This is a genomic window from Allobosea sp. AK1, from assembly GCF_006714945.1.
GTDB classification, from domain to species: Bacteria; Pseudomonadota; Alphaproteobacteria; order Rhizobiales; family Beijerinckiaceae; genus Allobosea; species Allobosea robiniae.
Genome location: NZ_VFMG01000001.1, coordinates 441,158 through 459,727 on the forward strand (window position 1 = coordinate 441,158; position 18,570 = coordinate 459,727).

Sequence of the window (18,570 nt, forward strand, 5' to 3'; positions counted from 1 at the left end):
CCGCCGCGGAATTCAGTGCGAGGAGAAGGAAGGCCGCGCTGGCGGTGCGCCACGGGCCGGGGCCGTCTCGGCGCTTGCGCCGCGTTTCGTGATCGAACGGTACCACGACAGGAAAATCCCTAACCCTGTCAGAATTGTAACGCCAGCCGTGCATATCAGCAACTGAACGCCCAGATCGAAGGATGTTTCCGCAAGAAGGATCTGTCCGATGATCGAGAGGACGATTCCCGCGCAGAAGACATGAAGCGAGTTCTGCCCGGCACTGGCCAGCATGCGGCCCGGCAGAGCCTTCGCCAGAGCGGGTCCCGCCGGCAGCCAGCGGATCGCCAGCCAGGCCAGCGCGCCGATATGCAGGAGCCGTGTCCAGGCGAGATTGGTCTTGTCCGAACCGAGCTGCACGGAATCGAACCAGTCGTTCAACGCAGCGATACCCGTCGGATTGCCGCTCGAGATCTTCACCACCCAGGCGAAGGCGATGAAGGCCACCGCCGCGAGATCGAGCCACACCAGGCGCGGGACGCGGATGCCGAGTTGCGCCCCGCGGCCGATGACGACGCCGAGCGTGAACACGACCTGCCACGCGAATGGATTGAAGAACCAGACACCGGCATTGCCATTGGGCAGGCTGAGCTCGAAGGCGAGCGCCGCCTGCCAGATCGCCAGCGAGCAGGCCAGCGTCAGCAGCGGGCTCAGGCGCACCGCATAGTAGATCACCGGAAACAGCGCGAGCAGCACGATATAGAGCGGCAGGATATCGAGATAGGACGGCTGGTAGGTCAGCGTCAGGGCGCCGATCAGCGCTTCCACGGTGTCGCGGAAGAACGGCTGGATGTTGATCGCCTCGATATAGAGCGGGTTCTGCGTCCGCGTCACCGCCGTGGCGACGACGCCGCAGACGATGATGAAGACCGCGATATGGGCGATGTAAAGCGTCCAGAGCCGCGCACCGAGCTTCAGGCCTGCGACCGCGAAGCCACGTTGCTCGATCAGCCCGCCATAGGCGAGCGTCGCCGAGACGCCGGCCAGCAGGACAAAGATGTCGGCCGCGTCCGAGAAGCCGAAATTATGCGGCATATAGGCCGAGACCACGTTCCCCGGCATGTGGTTGATGAAGATGATCAGCAGGGAAAGCCCGCGGATCACGTCGATCCGCGCATCCCGCCCCGGCGCGGCCAGCGCCGCATCCACGGCCGGGCGGCCGAGAAGCAGGAAGCGCCTGAAGGAAGAATCGGAGGACACGGGACGGCAGTCCTTCAGCAGGCCGGAATATCGGATCGAAACGCTGTGGGCCAGGGAGGGTTCCCGGCTACCCATTCTCAAGATGAACGCTGGCTGTCGAATCCGTTCATCTGGCGTTCATATAACTCGCGAGGATTCACGTCACGCGGCGCGTTGTCACAACCGCGTGTGGCGGATCATGCGGGGCTTTGCGGCAGGTTTGAGACGAAGCGCGGTCGGCACGGCAATGTGATGCCGCGCCGGTCGGATCAGGGCTGTTCAGCGAGCCGAAGTCAGTACGGTGGTTCGGCGTAGAGCGGCTTGCCGTCGATCAGCAGGCGCTTGATCGCGGCCTCCCCGGAAGACGAGACGGCAGCGACGACCTCGATGCGGGCCTTGTCGGTGGTCTCGATCGCCTTGCCCTCGCCCTGCGGCACGAAATAGCTCTCGAGCCCATAGGCGATGCGCAGGCGGTTGCGCCGGCCGCTGCAATCGAAGTCGCCGTCGGCATTGGTGGCACAGGCCGAGGTCGAGGTGACCCGTCCGGCGATCACCACGGTGCCGTCCCCGGCCTTCGGCCAGTCGCGCGTGACGCCGGTCGCCTTGGCAAAACCCTGCTCGTCCCGGCCCAGGCTGACATAGACCCGCTCGCCGCGCTCGAACGCCGGCTGGCCGGCAGCATCGGCTTCCACCGTACTGATCGGATAGGCGAGGATGACATAGTCGCCACGGAAGAGATCGCGCGGATCGACCGGCACGCTCCGCAGCCGGATCTCCGCCCCACCCCGCAGGATGCGCGCCCGCTGCTCGACCAGCGCGAGCAGGACAAGCCCCAGCAGCAACGCGGTTGCCAGCGCGCGCCAGACCAGCGGCACCTTGGCGACGAGGTTATCGGCCGAAAGCGCGCGCATCAGGCGGCTTCCTTCTCAGGCGGGTTGAGGCGGGCGAAGAGGCGCCGCGCACCGGAGGCGACCGCCAGAAGCGCCGCGCCCGCGACGAGGAAGAACAGCGACTGGTCGAGCAGCGTCCCGATCGTCTGCCAGAGCAGGATCAGGATCGCGACGCCGAACAGTACCGAGCCCGCGAGCACCAATCGCCGAATGCCGCCGACCGCGCCTGCTGCCACCAGCGCCGTAGCCGTGAGCAGCACCAGGCTCGCGACGATGATCTTGCCGGCCATGGCGGTGACGATGCCGGTCCAGAACACCGCAGGCACCAGCAGCGCGAAGGCGAGGCCCGCCGCCAGCGGCCAGGCGAAACGCCGCTCCCGCGCGAAGCCGGCCAGACACGCGACGATGGGAATGGCGACCGCATAGGCGAGGAAGACGAAGCGGAAGGCGTGTCCGGCCCGCGCCTCGTCGCTGTCGAGGATGCGGATCAATTCGACATTCAGAACCAGCACCAGCCCGAGCAGCCCCCAGGGCAGGCAGGCGGTGAGAACCGATGGCAGGCCCCGGTCGAGCGCCAGCGCGCCCAGCGCCACATAGAACACGGCGAGCGCCAGCCCATAGGCCAGGAGTCCGTAATCGAAACGGTCGAACAAGCCATAGCCCGGCGCCATGGCGAGCCAGGCGGCCGCCGCCAGCACGACGAGGTGATGGACCAGCCGGTTGTCGCGCGACAGCGAGAGCCATAATGCCGGCAGATAGAGGATGAAGAAACCGAGATGGGCGCCGCTGCGCGCCTCTTCCCAGCGCCCGCCGCTCCAGGCGCAGATCGCGATGAGCGCGATCGCCAGAGCGCCGTTCGAGCGCATCAGGAATGCGGCGATCAAGCCGCCGAGCGCCACCAGCAAGGCCCCACCCGGCCAATCCGCCGGCAGATGATACATCTGGCCGACCAGCGCGAGGCCGGCGCCGAAGATGAGCACGCCGCAGGTCACGGCGGCATCGGCGCCACGGGTAGAACCCTGGCGCTCCAGCCGGAAGGCATAGGCGATGGAGGCGGCGATCGCCGCCAGGATCATGCCGAGCTTGACGAGACGCGGGATATCCTCCCAGCCCGCGGCGACGAAGGCCGCGACGCTGGCCGCGATCAGCAGGCCACCGAGCAGGCCGATTACCGCCGGCAAGCGGATGCCGCCCTGCTCGCGCGCGACCGAGCGCCGGATCGCGGCGGCACTGTCAGCACTCAGCCACCCCTCGGTGACCCAGCGGGGAAGATCGGCCTCGAGCCGCTTGCGATAGGAGCCTGTCAGCATCGCCGGCAATCTGGCATGGCGAGGCCTGGATTCGCTAGGGGCGCGCTGTCCACGCCGTCATTCTCGGGCGAAGCGGAGCTTCGACCCGAGAATCTCAGGCAGAACAGGTTGGTTTCCGAGATAGCCGGGTCGAGCCCGGCCATGGCGGCAAGTCGTCAGGCCGCCTTCACGGCCTTCTTGCGCGCCAGATCCGGCGCCAGCGCCTCCTGGCCCAGCGCCTCAAGCGCGGCGTCCAGGGTCATCACCGTCTGCGCCTGGCTGCCGAGGCGGCGGACCGTCACGGTCTTCTCCTCGGCCTCGCGCTTGCCGACGGCGAGGATGACCGGGACCTTCGCCAGCGAGTGCTCGCGCACCTTGTACGAGATCTTCTCGTTGCGCAGATCGGCGCGGGCGCGCAGGCCGGCGCCCATCAGCACCATCGTCACCTCCTCGGCATAGGCGTCCGCCTCCGAGGTGATCGGGCAGACCACGATCTGCTCGGGTGCCAGCCAGAGCGGGAAATGCCCGGCATGGTGCTCGATCAGGATGCCGGTGAAGCGCTCCAGCGAGCCGCAGATGGCACGATGGACCATGACCGGCTGCTTCTTCTCGCCATCCGCGCCGATATAGAAGGCGCCGAACCGCTCCGGCAGGTTGAAATCGACCTGCGTCGTGCCGCATTGCCAGTCGCGGCCGATGGCGTCGCGCAGCACATACTCGAATTTCGGCCCGTAGAAAGCGCCTTCGCCCGGATTGATCTCGGTCTTGATCCGGTTGCCGGACTGCTTCGCGATCCGCTCCAGCACGCCGGTCATCACCTCCTCGGCATGGTCCCAGACCGCGTCAGAACCGACACGCTTCTCAGGCCGGGTCGAGAGCTTGATGACGAGTTCTTCGGTGAAGCCGAAATCCTCGTAGACCGAGAGGATCAGGTCGTTGATCTTCAGGCACTCGGCCGCGAGCTGCTCCTCCGTGCAGAAGATATGCGCATCGTCCTGCGTGAAGCCGCGCACGCGCATCAGACCATGCAGCGCGCCCGAAGGCTCGTAGCGATGGACATTGCCGAATTCGGCAAGCCGGATCGGCAGATCGCGATAGCTCTTCAGACCGTGCTTGAAGATCTGGACATGGCCCGGGCAGTTCATCGGCTTCAGCGCGAAGACGCGGTGATCACGCTCGGCATCGGCCGGGTTCTCGAAGGCCGAGGCCGATTTAACCGCGAACATGTTGTCCTGGTACCAGCCCCAGTGGCCCGAGGTCTCCCAGAGCGACTTGTCGAGGATCTGCGGCGCATTCACCTCCTCATAGTCGGCGGCGAGGCGCCGGCGCATATAGGCGATGATCTCCTGGAACAGGCGCCAGCCCTTGGAGTGCCAGAACACGACGCCCGGCCCCTCCTCCTGGAAATGGAACAGGTCCATCTCCCGGCCGAGCTTGCGGTGGTCGCGCTTCTCCGCTTCCTCGAGCTGCTTGAGATAGGCGTCGAGTTCCTCCTGCTTCGCGAAGGCGGTGCCATAGATACGCGTCAGCATCGCGTTGTTCGAGTCGCCGCGCCAATAGGCGCCGGCCGTCTTCATCAGCTTGAAGGCGTTGCCGACCTTGCCGACCGAAGTCATGTGCGGGCCGCGGCAGAGATCGATCCAGTCGCCCTGCGCATACATCTTCAGCGTCTGGTCGGCGGGGATCGCATCGACCAGCTCGACCTTGTAGGCCTCGCCCTTGGCGGCAAAGAAATCCTTGGCCTTGTCGCGGCTCCAGACCTCCTTGGTGAAGGGTTTGTCGCGCGCGATGATCTCGCGCATCTTCTTCTCGATCGCCGGGAAGTCTTCAGGCGTGAAGGGCTCGTTGCGGGCGAAATCGTAGAAGAACCCGTTCTCGATCACCGGGCCGATCGTCACCTGCGTGCCCGGAAAGAGTTCCTGCACGGCCTCGGCGAGGACGTGGGCGGTGTCGTGCCGGATCAGTTCGAGCGAACGCGGGTCTTCCCGGTTCAGGAGCTCGATCCTGGCGTCAGTGGTGATCGGGTCAGCGAGATCGACGACGGTGCCGTCGAGCGCCATCGCGACGGTGCGCTTCAGCAGGGAGGGAGAAATGCCCTTGGCGATCTCGACTCCGGTGATGCCGGAGGGGAATTCGCGCTTGGCGCCATCGGGAAATGTCAGGGAGATCGTCATCGATCGTGCTCCTGCTCACTCGGGGATACGAACCCCGTAAGTCAGACCGGCTGCGAATGTGAGGGTTACGTTCCGCCGCCCGCAGTCGGTTCGGCGTCGGAATCGAAAGCCGCCGGCACGTTTGTCCCGCGCCAGCGGCCATAGGACCATGGCCTATACCACCTCGCATCGGGCGGCAATGCCTCGCAGACGATGTCGACGCCGCTGGTGCCCCATGGGTTGCAGCGGCAGATCCGCGCGAAACCGACCCAGCCGCCGCGCCACAAGCCGAAGCGCAGGATCGCCTCGTCGGTATAGGCCGAGCAGCTCGGCCAGTGCCGGCAATGCCGCCCGACCAGCATCGAAAGGCTGAGCTGATAGCCACGAATCGCGATATGAGCGGCTTTCCGAGGCAAAAGCGCAGCCTTTCGCAAGCGCGAACATCTTTGCTTAACAAAAAGACGCTGAAATAGATCGTCTGCTTCGTTCCGTTCAGCCGTCACCAGAACTGCTTTCCTTGCTCGACACCGGACACATGATGCGCGCCGTTCGCTTTCGCCAAGCCCCCATTCGCAAAGCCTTGTTCGGTGCCGGACTGGCGCTCGGCCTCGGCCTCGCCATGCCGGCTTCCGCCCAGCAGCGGCCTTACCTGCTCTGGCTCGACGGCGCCAAGCTCGACATCGCCCATATCATCGGCCTGCCGCCGGCGCAGAACAGCCCCGAGGGCAAGGCAGAGTTCGAGCAGGTGCAGCAGATCGTGCTGAACCGCACGCCCGAACGCGAGAAGGCCGCGATCGCGGACCAGCGTCAGGCCCTGGTGAACTTTCTGAACGGCATGGACACTGGCTATGTCGACAACACCCATCGCGAGGTGCGGCTGCTGTTCCGCGAGGCGCAGGTCGAGCTCGGTATCCTCCTGAAGAGCGTCAACCGCCTGACCAGCCGCCAGCGCCCCTTCCAGCTCTGGGCCAAGGTCCGGGTCAAGCCCTGCCCCGGCGCGCGGCCGGTCGGCACCTCCTTCCCGTCCGGCCATGCCGCGACCGCAGCCCTCTATGCCGAACTGCTCAAGGCGGCGATCCCCGAGCTGTCGGACAAGCTGGAAGAACGGGTGAAGAGCTATGACGAGAGCCGCCTGATCTGCGGCTTCCACTATCCCAGCGATATCGTTGCCGGCGACAAGGTCGGCCGCGCCGTCGCCAAGGCCCTGCTGGCGGACCACGCCTTCAAGGCCCGCTTCGACGAGACCCTGCCGGAAATCCGTGTCGCCTTCGGCGTGAAGTGAAAAACGGCTAGGCTGCGGCCTCGCGCCGCTTCGCCTCGATCTGGTCGATCGCATCGACCACTGCGTCGAAGGTCAGCATCGTCGAGGCATGGCGCGCCTTGAAGTCGCGCACCGGCACGAGCACGGCGAGATCGGCCCATTTGCCCTCGGGCGGCTCGGCATTGTCCTTCAGGATGGCGCGCGCCTGCTCGCGCACCTCCCGCAATTCCGCCGCCGTCGACCCGACGACATGGCGCGCCATGATCGAGGACGAGGCCTGCCCCAGCGCGCAGGCCTTCACCTCATGGCCGAAACCGGTGACGACATCGCCCTCCATGGTGACATCGACTGTCACGGTCGAGCCGCATAGCTTCGAATGGGCGCGCGCCGTCGCGTCGGGCGATGGCAGGCGCTGCAGCAGGGGGATATTGGCGGCAAGCGAGAGGATGCGCTTGTTGTAGACGTCGTCCAGCATGGTTCGATCCTAGAGCGCGCGCCGATCGGATTGCAGCGCAATCCGATCGGACAACGCGTTCTCTATCGTATAGTCGGAGGCGGATTCACCGATCAGGTTGAATAACCTGATCGGACCCGGCTCCGGCCGGTCTGGAATGACCGGCACCAGAACCCAATATAAGGTTGATCGCCGCAAAACGGGAGGGCATGGGAACCTCTTCCGCCGTGAGGCATCAAACTTGTCGCACCAGCCGAGCAGCCGCAGCCTTCAAGGGGCGGTTCGCAAGGCTCCATCGTCCCAACGGGAGGCACCACATGATCCCTGTGGTTAAGTCCTTGTCCGTCGAGGGGGCCATCAGCCCCTCCGCCGACAAGTTTCTGGTCCGCAAGCCGACACAGGAAGAGGCCGAGGCCGCTGTCCGCACGCTGTTGCTCTGGGCGGGCGACGATCCGTCGCGCGAGGGCCTGGCCGACACGCCGCGACGCGTCGCCAAGGCCTACAAGGAATTCTACAAGGGCTATGCCGAGGACCCGCGCCATATCCTCGACCGTGTCTTCGAGGAGGTCGAGGGCTATCGCGACATGATCCTCGTCCGCGACATCCCGTTCTATTCGCATTGCGAGCACCACATGGTGCCCTTCGTCGGCAAGGCGCATATCGGCTATTACCCGTCGAAGGGCGTGGTCGGCCTCTCGAAGCTCGCCCGCATCGTCGATGTCTATGCCCGCCGCCTGCAGACACAGGAGACGATGACCGCCCAGATCGCCGACGTGATCGAGGAGGTGCTGGAGCCGCGCGGCGTCGCCGTCCTCGTCGAGGCCGAGCATATGTGCATGTCGATGCGCGGCGTGCAGAAGCAGGGCTCCTCGACCATGACCACGCAGTATCGCGGCGTTTTCCGGGACGATCCGGCCGAGCAGGTCCGTTTTTTCACGATGGTCAAGTCGCCGGGGCTGTGATGGCGCCGGTTGGCCGTGCCTTGTCGTTCCCATACAAGGCGCGTGACTGCCTTTGCCCGGAGCCGAGATGAGCCTTTTCCCCACCGCGCCCGACAAGCACGCCCTCGAGGAGGGCACGGTGCTCAGCCCCCGCTTCGACGCGAACGGCCTGGTGACGGTCGTCGCGACGGAGGCCGATAGCGGCGCGGTGCTGATGGTCGCCCATATGAATGCCGAGGCGCTGCAACGCTCGATCGAGACCGGCGAGGCCTGGTACTGGTCGCGCTCCCGCAAGGAACTCTGGCACAAGGGTGCGACCTCCGGCCAGATCCAGACCATCCTCGAGATGCGAGTCGATTGCGACCAGGACGCGCTCTGGATCAAGGTGAAGGTCGCCGGCGACGGCGGCTGTTGCCATACCGGGCGCTGCTCCTGCTTCTACCGGGTCCAGCCGCTGCGAAACGAAGCGGACAAGCCGCTGATCGTTTGCGACTGACCGGATTGAAGCCGGCGCACATCGTCGATGCCGCCGGCACGCCTTCACGGATCCGTCAAAGAGAGGCGATAATGGCCGGAGGCTGGCCGTTCATCTTTCGCTCATCGGCTTCTGAGACCCTCTCATTCCACGGAGGGACAAGCCCATGCGGTGGGATGGTGTCGCGCGGCGAGCCTTTGGTCTCGGCGGAGGTGGTGCCGCAATGAATGACATGCGCCCGGTCGAGGGCCAGCCGGCTCTGGTCCGGCCGAAGATCGGCCTTGCGCTCGGCGGTGGTGCGGCGCGCGGCTGGGCCCATATCGGCGCTCTCGAAGTGCTGATCGAGGCCGGCTTCGGCCCCGACGTCATCGCGGGGACGTCGATTGGCGCCGTGGTCGGAGGCTGCCTCGCCGCGGGCAAGCTGCCCGAGCTCAGCGAATTCGCCACCAGCATGACCAAGCGCCGCATCGTCGGCCTGATGGATTTCCATATCGGCGGCGCCGGGCTGATCGCGGGGGGGCGCCTGAAGCGCCTGCTCGAACAGCATCTCGACGGTATCCGGATCGAGGAGCTGGATCGCCGTTTCGTCGCCGTCGCGACCGAGCTCGGCTTCGGCCACGAAATCTGGCTGACCCATGGCCCGCTCGTCGAGGCGCTGACGGCGTCCTACGCGCTGCCCGGCATCTTCGACCCGGTGAAGCTCGGCGGACGCTGGCTGATGGACGGCGCGCTGGTCAACCCCGTCCCGGTCACGGCGGCGCGCGCGCTCGGCGCCGATGTCGTGATCTGCGTCAACCTCAACAGCGATCTCGCGGGCCGCGGCACGACCATCCAGGATCAGAGCTCCGACCCCGATCCGCTCGTGCCGGAGCTGCGGGTCGAGCCGGAGCCGCGCTGGTATGACGGGATCAGCGGCGCGGCCAAGCGCGTCCGCAACATCGTCGGCCGCCCGGCCGAGAACCGTCCCGGCCTCGCCGGCGTGATGATCGACGCCTTCAACATCACGCAGGACCGGATTTCGCGCTCGCGGCTGGCGGGCGACCCGCCGGACGTGATGATCGGCCCGAAGCTCGGCCGCATCGGCCTGTTCGATTTCCACCGCGCCGGAGAGACCATCGAGCTCGGCCGGCAGGCGGCACGGCGGGCTCTGGACGATATCGCGACCCTCGTTGCCGCGAACCATATCGCGCCGGAGAGCTGAAGCCCTCCGGCCGCGCAGATGGCATCAGGCCATGGCGATATAGTCGCGCATCGCCTGGCTCTCGGCCTCGATCGCGGCGACCCGGTGCTTCACCACGTCGCCGATCGAGACGATGCCGGTGACGCGCCCGTTCTCGACCACCGGGACGTGGCGGAAGCGGCCCGTCGTCATGATCTCCATCAGCTCGTCGACGCTGGTCTGGGGCCGGCAGGTCACGACCTTCGAGGTCATCGAGCGCGAGACCGCGCTCTCCAGCGCCGCGCCGCCCAACTCGCCGAGCGCCCGGATGATGTCGCGCTCGGACAGGATCCCCACCAGCGCGCCATCCGCCCCCATGACGATCACGGCACCGATGCGCTTCTCGCTCAGCGTGCGGATCGCCTCGGACAGCGTCCGATGCGGCTGCATCGAGATGACATCATGCCCCTTGCCGCTCAGCAACTGCTCGACATTCATGGCTCATCCCTCCTCGCAGGCGCGCCGTTTCCGGCGCGCGGTTTCGCTGGAACTCCGCAAGCGCCGGCAAGACTCTCCATGCCGGCCGGCTCGGGAAGTGCTTCGCAATGAAGCGAGTGTGGGCGAAGACCATGACGCAGGCAAGATCGCGGGAAGCGGACCGGGACCGCTCTTGTCAGCGCCGCTGCTGGCCCCGGTCGAGCAGCGGAAACAGCAGCAGCCCGACGACGAAGCCGCCGATATGGGCTTCCCAGGCGATGCTGGTCTCCTCGCCGAAGATCGGCACGAGCCCGGCGCCGAACAGGATATTCGTCACGAACCAGATCGCGATGAACAGCAGCGCGCGCGAGTTGCGCCAGAGCTGCCCGAGCGGTTCGGCCGGGATCGCTTTGACGACCGCGTCGTCGCCGAGCTCGCCGAAGCGCAGGCCCGGCGCGAAGACGAAGCGGACCGCTGCCGCCGTCGCCCCCGAAATGCCGGCGGAGGCACCGACCAGCGGCAGCACGTCGAGATCGCGTGACCACCAGTGCAGCAGCGCGCCGCCGATGGTCGCCAGCGCCACCAGGTTGAGGAAGCGGCCAGGTCCGAGCCGTCGCGCGACCGGGCTGCCGAAAGCCGCGAGCCAGACCGCATTGGAGACGAGATGCAGCCAGGAGCCGTGCAGGAAGCCATAGGTCAGGACCGTCCAGAGGCGGACCCCGCCATCGGCGAGCAGGAGCCTGACGAGTTGCAGTCGCTCGACCACGTCCTGCCCCGCCGTGGACTGCGCCATCGCGCCGACGACGTCGTCGATCCGGCCCGGCGAAAGCCAGAGCGTCAATCGCGCCGGCACGAAGGCCAGCCAGGACATCAGCACGTAATCGTCATAGTCCGACAAAAGCGAGCGGCCGGCCTGGATCAGGACCAGGACAGCCAGCAGCCAGACCACGACCGAAGGCAGGTTGAAGACGGGCTCGCGCCGCGGCGGGGAAGGATCGTGGGAAGCCATGCGATCGTCACACTTGCCGAAGCACCGGCCTGGCGCAAGCAGCCGACCACCTCGACTCAACGAAAAAGGGGAGCAGCTCGCGCCGTCCCCTCTTTCGCCGGCTGTGAGGCCGCCCGGTCGTGCCGGGCGGCTGGCTCACGCCCCCCTCCACCTCGTGCCGCGCATGCTGTCCGCACCCGCGAATTCCGGGGCAATTGATGCGCATTTTAACGATCATCCACAATCGCAACACTTGATTAACCCTAACGACCCTGCCGCCTCCCCCGACTCAGGCGGCGGTGGCAAGACGGCACGGCGAATGCGTCAGCGATCTTCCGAGGGACTGATTCGTCCTCCTTTCGAACGGATCCGCGTCATCTTCGGACGCGAGGCCGCTCCGGGGAGAGACAGACGGCAATATGGGCACAGGATGAAGAACGCGAGCACACGTCTGGTTTTCGAATATTGGGACGGGTTGCGCGGCGACCGGGCCGCGCCGGAGCGCGGCGAGATCGAGCCCGGGGCCTTGCGGCACGCCCTTGCCGACACCTTCGTGCTGGAGAACGAGCCGATCGGCCCGGTCTTCCGGCTCGCAGGGACGCGACTCTGCGCCCTGATCGGCCGGGAATTGCGCGGCCGGGCCTTCACCGCGCTCTGGGCCGATGTCGAGGCTCAGGGCGACATGCGCCGCCTCGTCCAGACCGTGATGGACGAGAGCGCAGGGGCGGTTGCCGGCCTCTCGGGCAAATCGGCCACCGGCACGCCGATCTACCTCGAACTGCTGCTGCTGCCGTTGCGTTATCGGGGCCGCACCCATGCCCGCGTGCTGGGCGCGCTCTCGCCCGCCCTGTCGCCGGACTGGCTCGGCCTCGATACCATCGAATCGATGCGGATGATCTCGCTCAGGATGCTCTGGCCCGCGGCGGCCGCACGCCCACCCGCCACGCAGCGCCGTGCCGAACCGCCCCGTCTCGTGGTATTACCGGGCGGGCGGGCCTGATCTGAACGTTACGTTAACCCAACCCGCCTAGGATCACCGGGAATCCAGGTCGGGAATTGATGTTGAGCGCCCTCAAAACGCCCCGTGCGGCTGCTTTCCCTGCTGAGCGCAGGCGGCATTTCCGTATGAAGGTCGTGCTGCTGGGGCGCTACATGCTGCCGAACCGCATGGAATATCCCTGCCAGTCGATCGACATCTCGCCTGGCGGCGTCCATCTCGCGGCGCCGGCCAAGGCCCGGCCCGGCGAACGCGTCATCGTCTATCTCGAGCATCTCGGCCGCATCGAGGGCACCTGCGTCCGCACCACGGCCGAAGGTTTCGCGATGACCATCACCGCGACCAGCCGCAAGCGCGAGAAATTCACGGCGCAATTGACCTGGCTCGCCAATCGCGAAGAGCTCGGCCTGCCCGAGGATCGCCGCCACGAGCGCATCGTGCCGCGCAATCCGCGTTCGGTCCTGATGATGGATGACGGCACCGAGCATATCGTCCGCATCATCGACATCTCGCTCTCGGGCGCCGCCTTCTCCAGCGATCTCGACCTGCCGATCAACACGCCGGTTCGCCTCGGCACGACGCCGGCCCGCGTCGTGCGCCGCTTCGACGGCGGCTATGCCGCTGAGTTCCGCTTTCCGCTCTCGGCCGACCTGCTCGACGAGAACCTGGAACTCTGAAGCCCGCTTTGCGGGCCTCCTGTCCTTTCCGCATCACATTCAGGCACGCCGCTTCGCGTCGGCAGCCTTGAACAAGGCGGTCTGATCGGCCTTGGCCTTGCGGAAGGCCGCGCGATCGGTGATGCGGGCGACATAGGCCTCAGTCGCCGGCCGGTCGCCGAAGGCGCGGAGCTTCTCGACCCGCAGCACATCCGCCATCAGCAGATCCGCGACGGTGAAGCGGCCGGCCGCGAGCCACTCGCGTTCGCCCAAGAGCGTTTCGAGCTGGCCGAGGCGCATGCCGAGCCATCCCGTCAGTTGATTGTCAGCTGCACCGGTCACGGTCAGGAACCACCAGGGCACGGCGACCATCTCGATCGAATTGAGCGCGGCCAGCGTCCATTGCAGCGTTTCCGCTTCCCCGATCGGATCGACCGGCATCAGCGTCTCGCTTTTCCGGGCCAGATGCAGCAGGCCTGCCCCGCTCTCGAACAGCTTCACGTTGCCATCGTCCAGGAACGGAATCTGGCCGAAGGGCTGACGCGCGAGATGGTTGGTCTCGCGACCGTCGAACGGGATGGTGCGAACGTCGTAGGCGAGACCGGCCTCCTCGCACGCCCATCTCAGCCTGAGATCGCGGACGAAACCCCACACGCCCTCGGGCACCCAATCATAGGTCCAGATCGTCAGTGCAGTCATAGCGGCGAGCCTTTCGAACCTGAGTCGGTCGTGAACAATTCCTCATCGCAGGCTGGCGTTCCACTCGATCTCGCGGCCCTCTCCACGGCTACGCCCCGGATTCGGCGAACCAACCGACGCCCTCCGTGCCGCCTCAGCGCGGTAACGATTGAGTAGGTTAATCGACCCTTTCAGCACAACGAACAATTAATGGTTAACACTTGGTTGTTCCATCGCATCGAATCATTACTTCCGATTTCGAACAAGGTTGATCTTGATTTTTACTTGGCAGCTGTGACGGCCGAATACATAAATTTGTACGTTTCCATTTCAGTTCGAATCCATCTGCAGCCGCGCATCGTCTCCTCGGGACAGAAAGGGGACGACATGCTCTCACTCCATCGCAATCTGATTGGTACCGCACTGGCCGCCATGGTCGTCATGACCGGCGCAACCTCGGCTCAGGCTCAGGGCTCGGCCGGCATCCCGGTGGCGAGCCTTCCGGCCGATGCTTCCGGCGACGCCCGCGCACCCTATGCCTGGACGGATTTCTGCAAGCGTATGCCGTCGGAATGCCGCGTCGACACCCGCGAGGCCGAGCGGATCGAAGTGAACTCCAAGCTCTGGAAGACGATCGTCGCCGTCAACAACACGATCAATCGCGAGATCGAGGCGATCACCGACGAGGAGCATTGGGGCGTCGTCGACCGCTGGGACATCCCGACCGACGGCAAGGGCGACTGCGAGGACTACGTTCTGCTGAAGCGCAAGCGCCTGGCCGAAGCCGGCCTGCCCCGCCGCGCCATGCTGGTCACCGTGGTGATCGATGAGGAGAATGCCGGCCACGCCGTGCTGATGATCCGCACCGATCGCGGCGATTTCATCCTCGACAACAAGCGCAACGCCATCCTGCCCTGGAGCCAGACCGGCTACGTCTACGTCAAGCGCGAGTCCCAGTACCGCACGGGCTGGACCTCGCTCGGCGGCGCGCAGACCCCGACGGTCGCCTCGGTGCAGCGTTGAGGAAGACTGCCGCAGCCACAAGCCGGCTGCGGCGATAAGGACGGCGAGGCTCGGTCACGTCCCCACCCACCCGTCCCCAAGGGATCGGGTTTCGCCAAGGGCCGGCTTTCCGCATCGGGAAGCCGGCCCGCTGCGTTTTTGGCTTCAATCCAGCCGTTGCAGGCCGGCCGCGAATTGCCGCCAGCGCTGCACATAGGCGCGCGCCGAGGCCGTGATCCCGTCCGCGGCCTTCTCGTCGAGCGTCCGGATCGCGCGGGCCGGCGAGCCGACGATCAGCGCGTTGTCGGGAAATTCCTTGCCCTCCGTCACCAGCGCATTGGCGCCGACGAGGCTGTTGCGGCCGATCCTGGCGCCGTTGAGCACGGTCGCGCCCATGCCGACCAGGCTGTTCTCGCCGATCGTGCAGCCATGCAGGATGGCGCGATGGCCGATCGTGCAGTTGGCGCCGACCGTCAGCGGAAAGCCCATATCGGTATGGAGCACGCAGCCTTCCTGGATATTGCTGCCCTCCCCGATGCTGATCCATTCATTATCGCCACGCAGCACCGCGCCGAACCAGATCCCAACGCCGGCCGCCAGCCTGACCCGGCCGATGACATGCGCATCGGGTGCGAGCCACCAGTCTCCGGCCTCGGCGGTTTCGGGCCTGGTTCCATCGAGCGCATAGAGGGGCATCGGCTTGTCCTGACGGTTCGTGCCCTCAGGATTGCAGGTCGACGACGCCCGTCGTCAAGCGCCGAGGAGATGCAGCAGGTCGAGCACGACCCGCCCCGAGGCCAGGCTCCAGATCGCGGCGGTCATGCTCGCGAGCATCACGAAGGCGAACGGCTTCCCGTCCGACGGCCGGCTATGCACGGTGTTGCGCAGGATCAGGAAGGGCGCGCAGAAGACCACCACCGGCACGCTGGCGACGGCAGCGAGCCCACCCGCCTGCAGCAGCTTGAAATCCGCGCGCCGTGCCGTGAACAGCTCGAACGCGCTCGCCAGCAATCCGGCGAAGGCGAAGCCGAGGAACAGGGACTGGAGCGCCTCGACGGCGGAAGGCTGGATGGTCACGGACGCGAACTCTCGACCAGAGCGACGCCCGAGCCTGCCGCATGGCCTGCGACCTGTGAAGGACAGATTTAACCAATGGTTAACCGTACCGGCGCGGTCATGGTTTACGGCGCGTTAAGCCGTCGGTGATTCAGTGGTCGCGACGAAAGCATTTTCGAGCGAAGTGGGCACCGGTTCGCGTGAGGAACCAAAGGTCCGCGACGACGAAAATGCGATAACGAGCCTAGCGCGCAAGGCACCGGGATGACCGCATCGCTGCCCTACCACCGGCCCGGCCACCAGGCCGCCCACCTGACCTCGATGGTGCGCATGCGCCTGCAGCGGCAGACTGCCCCGCTTCCGCGCGCGGATGGTGCACTGCTGAAGGCGGTGCTGCTGATCCTGACGGCGGGCGTGCTGGCGACGGCGCTGGCCGTCTACCTGACCCATCGCCGCGACGAACCGGGAGCCGTGCCGCAGCCGGCCCGCGTCGGCGATGTCGCCCTAATGATCCCGAAGGACCTCTCCGGGATCGACGATGATGGCGATACGAGCCGGCTCGTCGGCATGGTCCGGCTGCGCCTGGACTGGCCGAGCCTCGGCCCGGCCCAGCCGGAGAACCGCAAGCGGCTCCTTGTCACGCTGAGCCCGCCCGACCGGGTCAACGAGCCGGCGCGGCAGCTCGCCACCTATGCCCGCTTCCTGACACCGACCGTCTGGTCCAATCCCGGCGGCCTCGTGGTGCGCGGCTTCCGCAAGGGCTCGCCCTTCGAGAACGACGAGTTCTACGTCTCCGTCCCTGATGGCAAGGGCTTCGCCGCGCGCTGCCCGATCGACACCGGCTCCGGGCTCGACGAGCCCTGCCGCATCACCTTCCAGCATCGCGGCATGGACGTGAACATCCGCTTCCCCCGCGCCATCATCGCCGACTGGGCCGTGATGCTGGGCGGCGTCCGGCGGACGCTCGACGGGCTGATCCGATAGGGTTGCACCTCATTCTCGGGCAAAGCAGGGCGCAGGCCCGAGAATCTCAGGTAGCAGAGGCGCCGGAATCTCATTGTCACGAGATGCTCGGGTCGAGCCCGAGCCTGACGGCCGTCGTCTCAGTCCTCGAGATCGACGTCCAGGATCGCCATGGTGAAGTTGAAGGAGCGGTCGCCATCCTCGTCGTCGACATGGATGATGCCGATGAACTCCTCGCCCAGATAAACCTCGGCCGAGTCATTCTTCTTCATCCGGGCGCGTACGCTGATCGCATGGTTGTTGAAGGTGCGGCGCAGATAGCCTTCGAGCTTGGCGAGTTCGGTCTTGTCCACGGTCCTGGGTCCTTTCGAAATTGGCCGGGAGCGATGCCACGACAGGCCGGGAAGGGCAAGCGAAAGCAACCGCCGTAAACATGGCCGGCCAGCCTTTCCGGTGGTTGTCCGGCATCGGCGGAATCGTGCGATGCTCACACTCTTCCGGAACCGTGACGGACCTGAGATCATGAAGCCGTGGCTTGCTCCCGCCCTCGACTATGTCGCGACCTGGCTCGATTTCCAGCGCCGCCACCATGACCAGCCAGGCTGCGCGGTTGCGATCGCTGATGGCAGCGAAGTCGTTCTGGAGGCCGCCTTCGGCACCGCGAACCTCGCGACCGGCGAAGCGCTGACACCGCGCCACGGCTTCCGCATCGCTTCGCATTCCAAGAGTTTCACCTCGGCCGGCATCCTGCGCCTCGTCGACGAAGGCCGCCTGCGGCTCGACGACGAGGTCGGCAGCCTGATCGACGGTCTGCACCCGGAAATCGCCAAAGTCACGATCGGGCAGGTCCTCTCCAACAGCGCCGGCCTCACCCGCGACGGCCCCGATGCCGGTCAGTTCCTCGACCGCAAGCCCTTTTGCAGCAAGGCGGAGCTGCTCGCCGACCTCGCAAAGCCGCCGGTTCTTCCGAGCTCGCAGCGCTTCAAATACTCGAACCACGGCTTCGCCCTGCTCGGCCTCGTCATCGAGGCCGTGACCGGCCAGAGCTACAACGAATGGATCACCGACGAAGTCGTCGCCAAGGTCGGTCTCACCGAAACCAAACCCGATATCGGGCTCTGGGGTCCGCGGCCGATGGCGAAGGGGCATAGCGGCAGGCACTTGCTCGGCCGGCGCGTGGTCATCCCGGCCGATAATCACTGCCATGCCATGGCGTCCGCCACCGGTTTCGTCGGCACCGTCGCCGATGTCGCGCGCTATTTCGCACAGCTCTCGCCAAATGCCGAACGCAGCATCCTCTCGGCTAGGAGCCGCCGCGAGATGACCCGCCGGCTCTGGCCCGACGACGAATCCAGCCTCGGCCGCCATTACGGCCTCGGCACGATTTCCGGCGGCGAGGGTGACTGGCGCTGGGTCGGCCATTCCGGCGGCTTCCAGGGCTTCATCACCCGCACCGCCATCCTCCCGAAGCAGGATCTGACGATCTCGGTCCTGACCAACGCCACCGACGGCCTCGCCCATCCCTGGCTCGATGGCGTCGTCCATATCCTCAAGACCTTCGCCGAGCGCGGCGCCCCCTCGGCCAAGACGCAGGACTGGACCGGCCGCTGGTGGACGCTCTGGGGTGCGACCGATCTCGTGCCCGTCGCCGACCGCGTGCTCTGCGCCGCTCCGGCTTTGCTGACGCCCTTCCTCGACGCTGCCGAGATCGCGGTCGAAACTCCCGATCAAGGTCGCATCGTCCACGCGTCGGGCTTCCACAGCCCTGGTGAGACCGTCACCCTGGAGCGGGACGGAGCAAACGTTCGCTCGGTCAGGATGGCGGGATCACGCCTGCTGAGCGCGGACGCCATGCGCGCCGAAATGGAAGAGCGCTACGGCGGCGGAACGGCCGCATAATCCGTCCGCCACGC

21 protein-coding genes are annotated in these 18,570 nt (G+C 66.3%); 9 read left to right on the forward strand and 12 right to left on the reverse strand.

The genetic code is table 11. The annotated features are described in order from the left end of the window. Positions 1-12 precede the first annotated feature (12 nt). The 5 genes from FHT98_RS02240 to yidD all read right to left on the reverse strand — a co-directional run bounded on the left by FHT98_RS02240 (position 13) and on the right by yidD (position 5,966). Positions 13-1,239: an OpgC family protein gene (locus FHT98_RS02240; protein WP_061967072.1), complete on the reverse strand. Its 1,227-nt coding sequence runs from the start codon at positions 1,237-1,239 to the stop codon at positions 13-15. A gap of 272 nt (positions 1,240-1,511) precedes the next feature. Next, positions 1,512-2,129 carry a GDYXXLXY domain-containing protein gene (locus tag FHT98_RS02245; protein WP_142112104.1) on the reverse strand — a complete coding sequence of 206 codons (618 nt, stop codon included), beginning with the start codon at positions 2,127-2,129 and terminating at the stop codon, positions 1,512-1,514. Continuing rightward, positions 2,129-3,418, reverse strand: coding sequence for a DUF2157 domain-containing protein (locus FHT98_RS02250; RefSeq protein ID WP_142112106.1), 1,290 nt, complete (start codon positions 3,416-3,418; stop codon positions 2,129-2,131). The genes FHT98_RS02245 and FHT98_RS02250 overlap by 1 nt, the downstream gene beginning before the upstream one ends. Positions 3,419-3,573: 155 nt before the next feature. After that, positions 3,574-5,571 carry a threonine--tRNA ligase gene (gene thrS / locus FHT98_RS02255; protein ID WP_142112108.1) on the reverse strand — a complete coding sequence of 666 codons (1,998 nt, stop codon included), beginning with the start codon at positions 5,569-5,571 and terminating at the stop codon, positions 3,574-3,576. A gap of 65 nt (positions 5,572-5,636) precedes the next feature. Next, the gene (yidD, locus tag FHT98_RS02260; RefSeq protein WP_091856612.1) at positions 5,637-5,966 is read right to left on the reverse strand and encodes a membrane protein insertion efficiency factor YidD; all 330 of its coding nucleotides are present in this window, start codon (positions 5,964-5,966) and stop codon (positions 5,637-5,639) included. Positions 5,967-6,085: 119 nt separating this feature from the next. On the opposite strand from yidD, the gene FHT98_RS02265 reads away from it, so the two are divergent. Further along, positions 6,086-6,832, forward strand: coding sequence for a phosphatase PAP2 family protein (locus FHT98_RS02265; RefSeq protein WP_061967064.1), 747 nt, complete (start codon positions 6,086-6,088; stop codon positions 6,830-6,832). A gap of 7 nt (positions 6,833-6,839) precedes the next feature. Here FHT98_RS02265 and FHT98_RS02270 read toward each other — a convergent pair whose 3' ends face one another. Next, a complete protein-coding gene (locus FHT98_RS02270) occupies positions 6,840-7,286 on the reverse strand; it encodes an iron-sulfur cluster assembly scaffold protein (protein ID WP_061967062.1) in 447 nt (148 codons plus the stop codon). 296 nt (positions 7,287-7,582) lie between these two features. Here FHT98_RS02270 and folE point away from each other — a divergent pair, with 296 nt between their 5' ends. The 3 genes from folE to FHT98_RS02285 all read left to right on the forward strand — a co-directional run bounded on the left by folE (position 7,583) and on the right by FHT98_RS02285 (position 9,882). After that, entirely contained in the window at positions 7,583-8,227 is a 645-nt protein-coding gene (folE, locus tag FHT98_RS02275; RefSeq protein ID WP_113587743.1) for a GTP cyclohydrolase I FolE, read from the forward strand. 67 nt (positions 8,228-8,294) lie between these two features. Beyond that, positions 8,295-8,702 carry a phosphoribosyl-AMP cyclohydrolase gene (gene hisI, locus FHT98_RS02280; RefSeq protein ID WP_142112110.1) on the forward strand — a complete coding sequence of 136 codons (408 nt, stop codon included), beginning with the start codon at positions 8,295-8,297 and terminating at the stop codon, positions 8,700-8,702. A gap of 202 nt (positions 8,703-8,904) precedes the next feature. Further along, positions 8,905-9,882, forward strand: a complete 978-nt coding sequence (locus FHT98_RS02285; protein ID WP_248309128.1) for a patatin-like phospholipase family protein — start codon at positions 8,905-8,907, stop codon at positions 9,880-9,882. A gap of 24 nt (positions 9,883-9,906) precedes the next feature. Here the strand turns inward: FHT98_RS02285 and FHT98_RS02290 are convergent, their stop codons facing one another. After that, entirely contained in the window at positions 9,907-10,338 is a 432-nt protein-coding gene (locus FHT98_RS02290; RefSeq protein WP_061967056.1) for a CBS domain-containing protein, read from the reverse strand. A gap of 175 nt (positions 10,339-10,513) precedes the next feature. Then, on the reverse strand, positions 10,514-11,326 hold the full coding sequence (locus FHT98_RS02295; protein WP_061967055.1) for a rhomboid family intramembrane serine protease: 813 nt from the start codon (positions 11,324-11,326) through the stop codon (positions 10,514-10,516). Between the two features lie 409 nt (positions 11,327-11,735). On the opposite strand from FHT98_RS02295, the gene FHT98_RS02300 reads away from it, so the two are divergent. Together FHT98_RS02300 and FHT98_RS02305 are read left to right on the forward strand one after the other, a co-directional pair. After that, positions 11,736-12,305, forward strand: a complete 570-nt coding sequence (locus tag FHT98_RS02300; RefSeq protein ID WP_061967053.1) for a PAS domain-containing protein — start codon at positions 11,736-11,738, stop codon at positions 12,303-12,305. 59 nt (positions 12,306-12,364) lie between these two features. Then, complete coding sequence (locus tag FHT98_RS02305) at positions 12,365-12,979, forward strand: PilZ domain-containing protein (RefSeq protein ID WP_061967052.1); 615 nt, start codon at positions 12,365-12,367, stop codon at positions 12,977-12,979. A gap of 39 nt (positions 12,980-13,018) precedes the next feature. Here the strand turns inward: FHT98_RS02305 and FHT98_RS02310 are convergent, their stop codons facing one another. Beyond that, positions 13,019-13,657, reverse strand: coding sequence for a glutathione S-transferase family protein (locus FHT98_RS02310; RefSeq protein ID WP_142112115.1), 639 nt, complete (start codon positions 13,655-13,657; stop codon positions 13,019-13,021). Positions 13,658-14,023: 366 nt separating this feature from the next. Between FHT98_RS02310 and FHT98_RS02315 the strand changes: the two genes are divergently transcribed. Further along, positions 14,024-14,659, forward strand: coding sequence for a transglutaminase-like cysteine peptidase (locus FHT98_RS02315; RefSeq protein WP_142112117.1), 636 nt, complete (start codon positions 14,024-14,026; stop codon positions 14,657-14,659). Positions 14,660-14,803: 144 nt separating this feature from the next. Here FHT98_RS02315 and FHT98_RS02320 read toward each other — a convergent pair whose 3' ends face one another. Beyond that, positions 14,804-15,334, reverse strand: coding sequence for a gamma carbonic anhydrase family protein (locus tag FHT98_RS02320; RefSeq protein WP_142112119.1), 531 nt, complete (start codon positions 15,332-15,334; stop codon positions 14,804-14,806). 54 nt (positions 15,335-15,388) lie between these two features. Further along, on the reverse strand, positions 15,389-15,715 hold the full coding sequence (locus FHT98_RS02325) for a DUF6949 family protein (protein ID WP_142112121.1): 327 nt from the start codon (positions 15,713-15,715) through the stop codon (positions 15,389-15,391). A 243-nt stretch (positions 15,716-15,958) separates the two neighbouring features. Here FHT98_RS02325 and FHT98_RS02330 point away from each other — a divergent pair, with 243 nt between their 5' ends. Continuing rightward, the gene (locus FHT98_RS02330) at positions 15,959-16,678 is read left to right on the forward strand and encodes a hypothetical protein (protein ID WP_061967043.1); all 720 of its coding nucleotides are present in this window, start codon (positions 15,959-15,961) and stop codon (positions 16,676-16,678) included. Positions 16,679-16,797: 119 nt separating this feature from the next. On the opposite strand, the gene FHT98_RS02335 is transcribed toward FHT98_RS02330, so the two are convergent. After that, positions 16,798-17,010, reverse strand: a complete 213-nt coding sequence (locus FHT98_RS02335; RefSeq protein ID WP_061967041.1) for a DUF3126 family protein — start codon at positions 17,008-17,010, stop codon at positions 16,798-16,800. Between the two features lie 169 nt (positions 17,011-17,179). Between FHT98_RS02335 and FHT98_RS02340 the strand changes: the two genes are divergently transcribed. Next, positions 17,180-18,556, forward strand: coding sequence for a serine hydrolase domain-containing protein (locus FHT98_RS02340; protein ID WP_142112123.1), 1,377 nt, complete (start codon positions 17,180-17,182; stop codon positions 18,554-18,556). Positions 18,557-18,570: the final 14 nt, after the last annotated feature.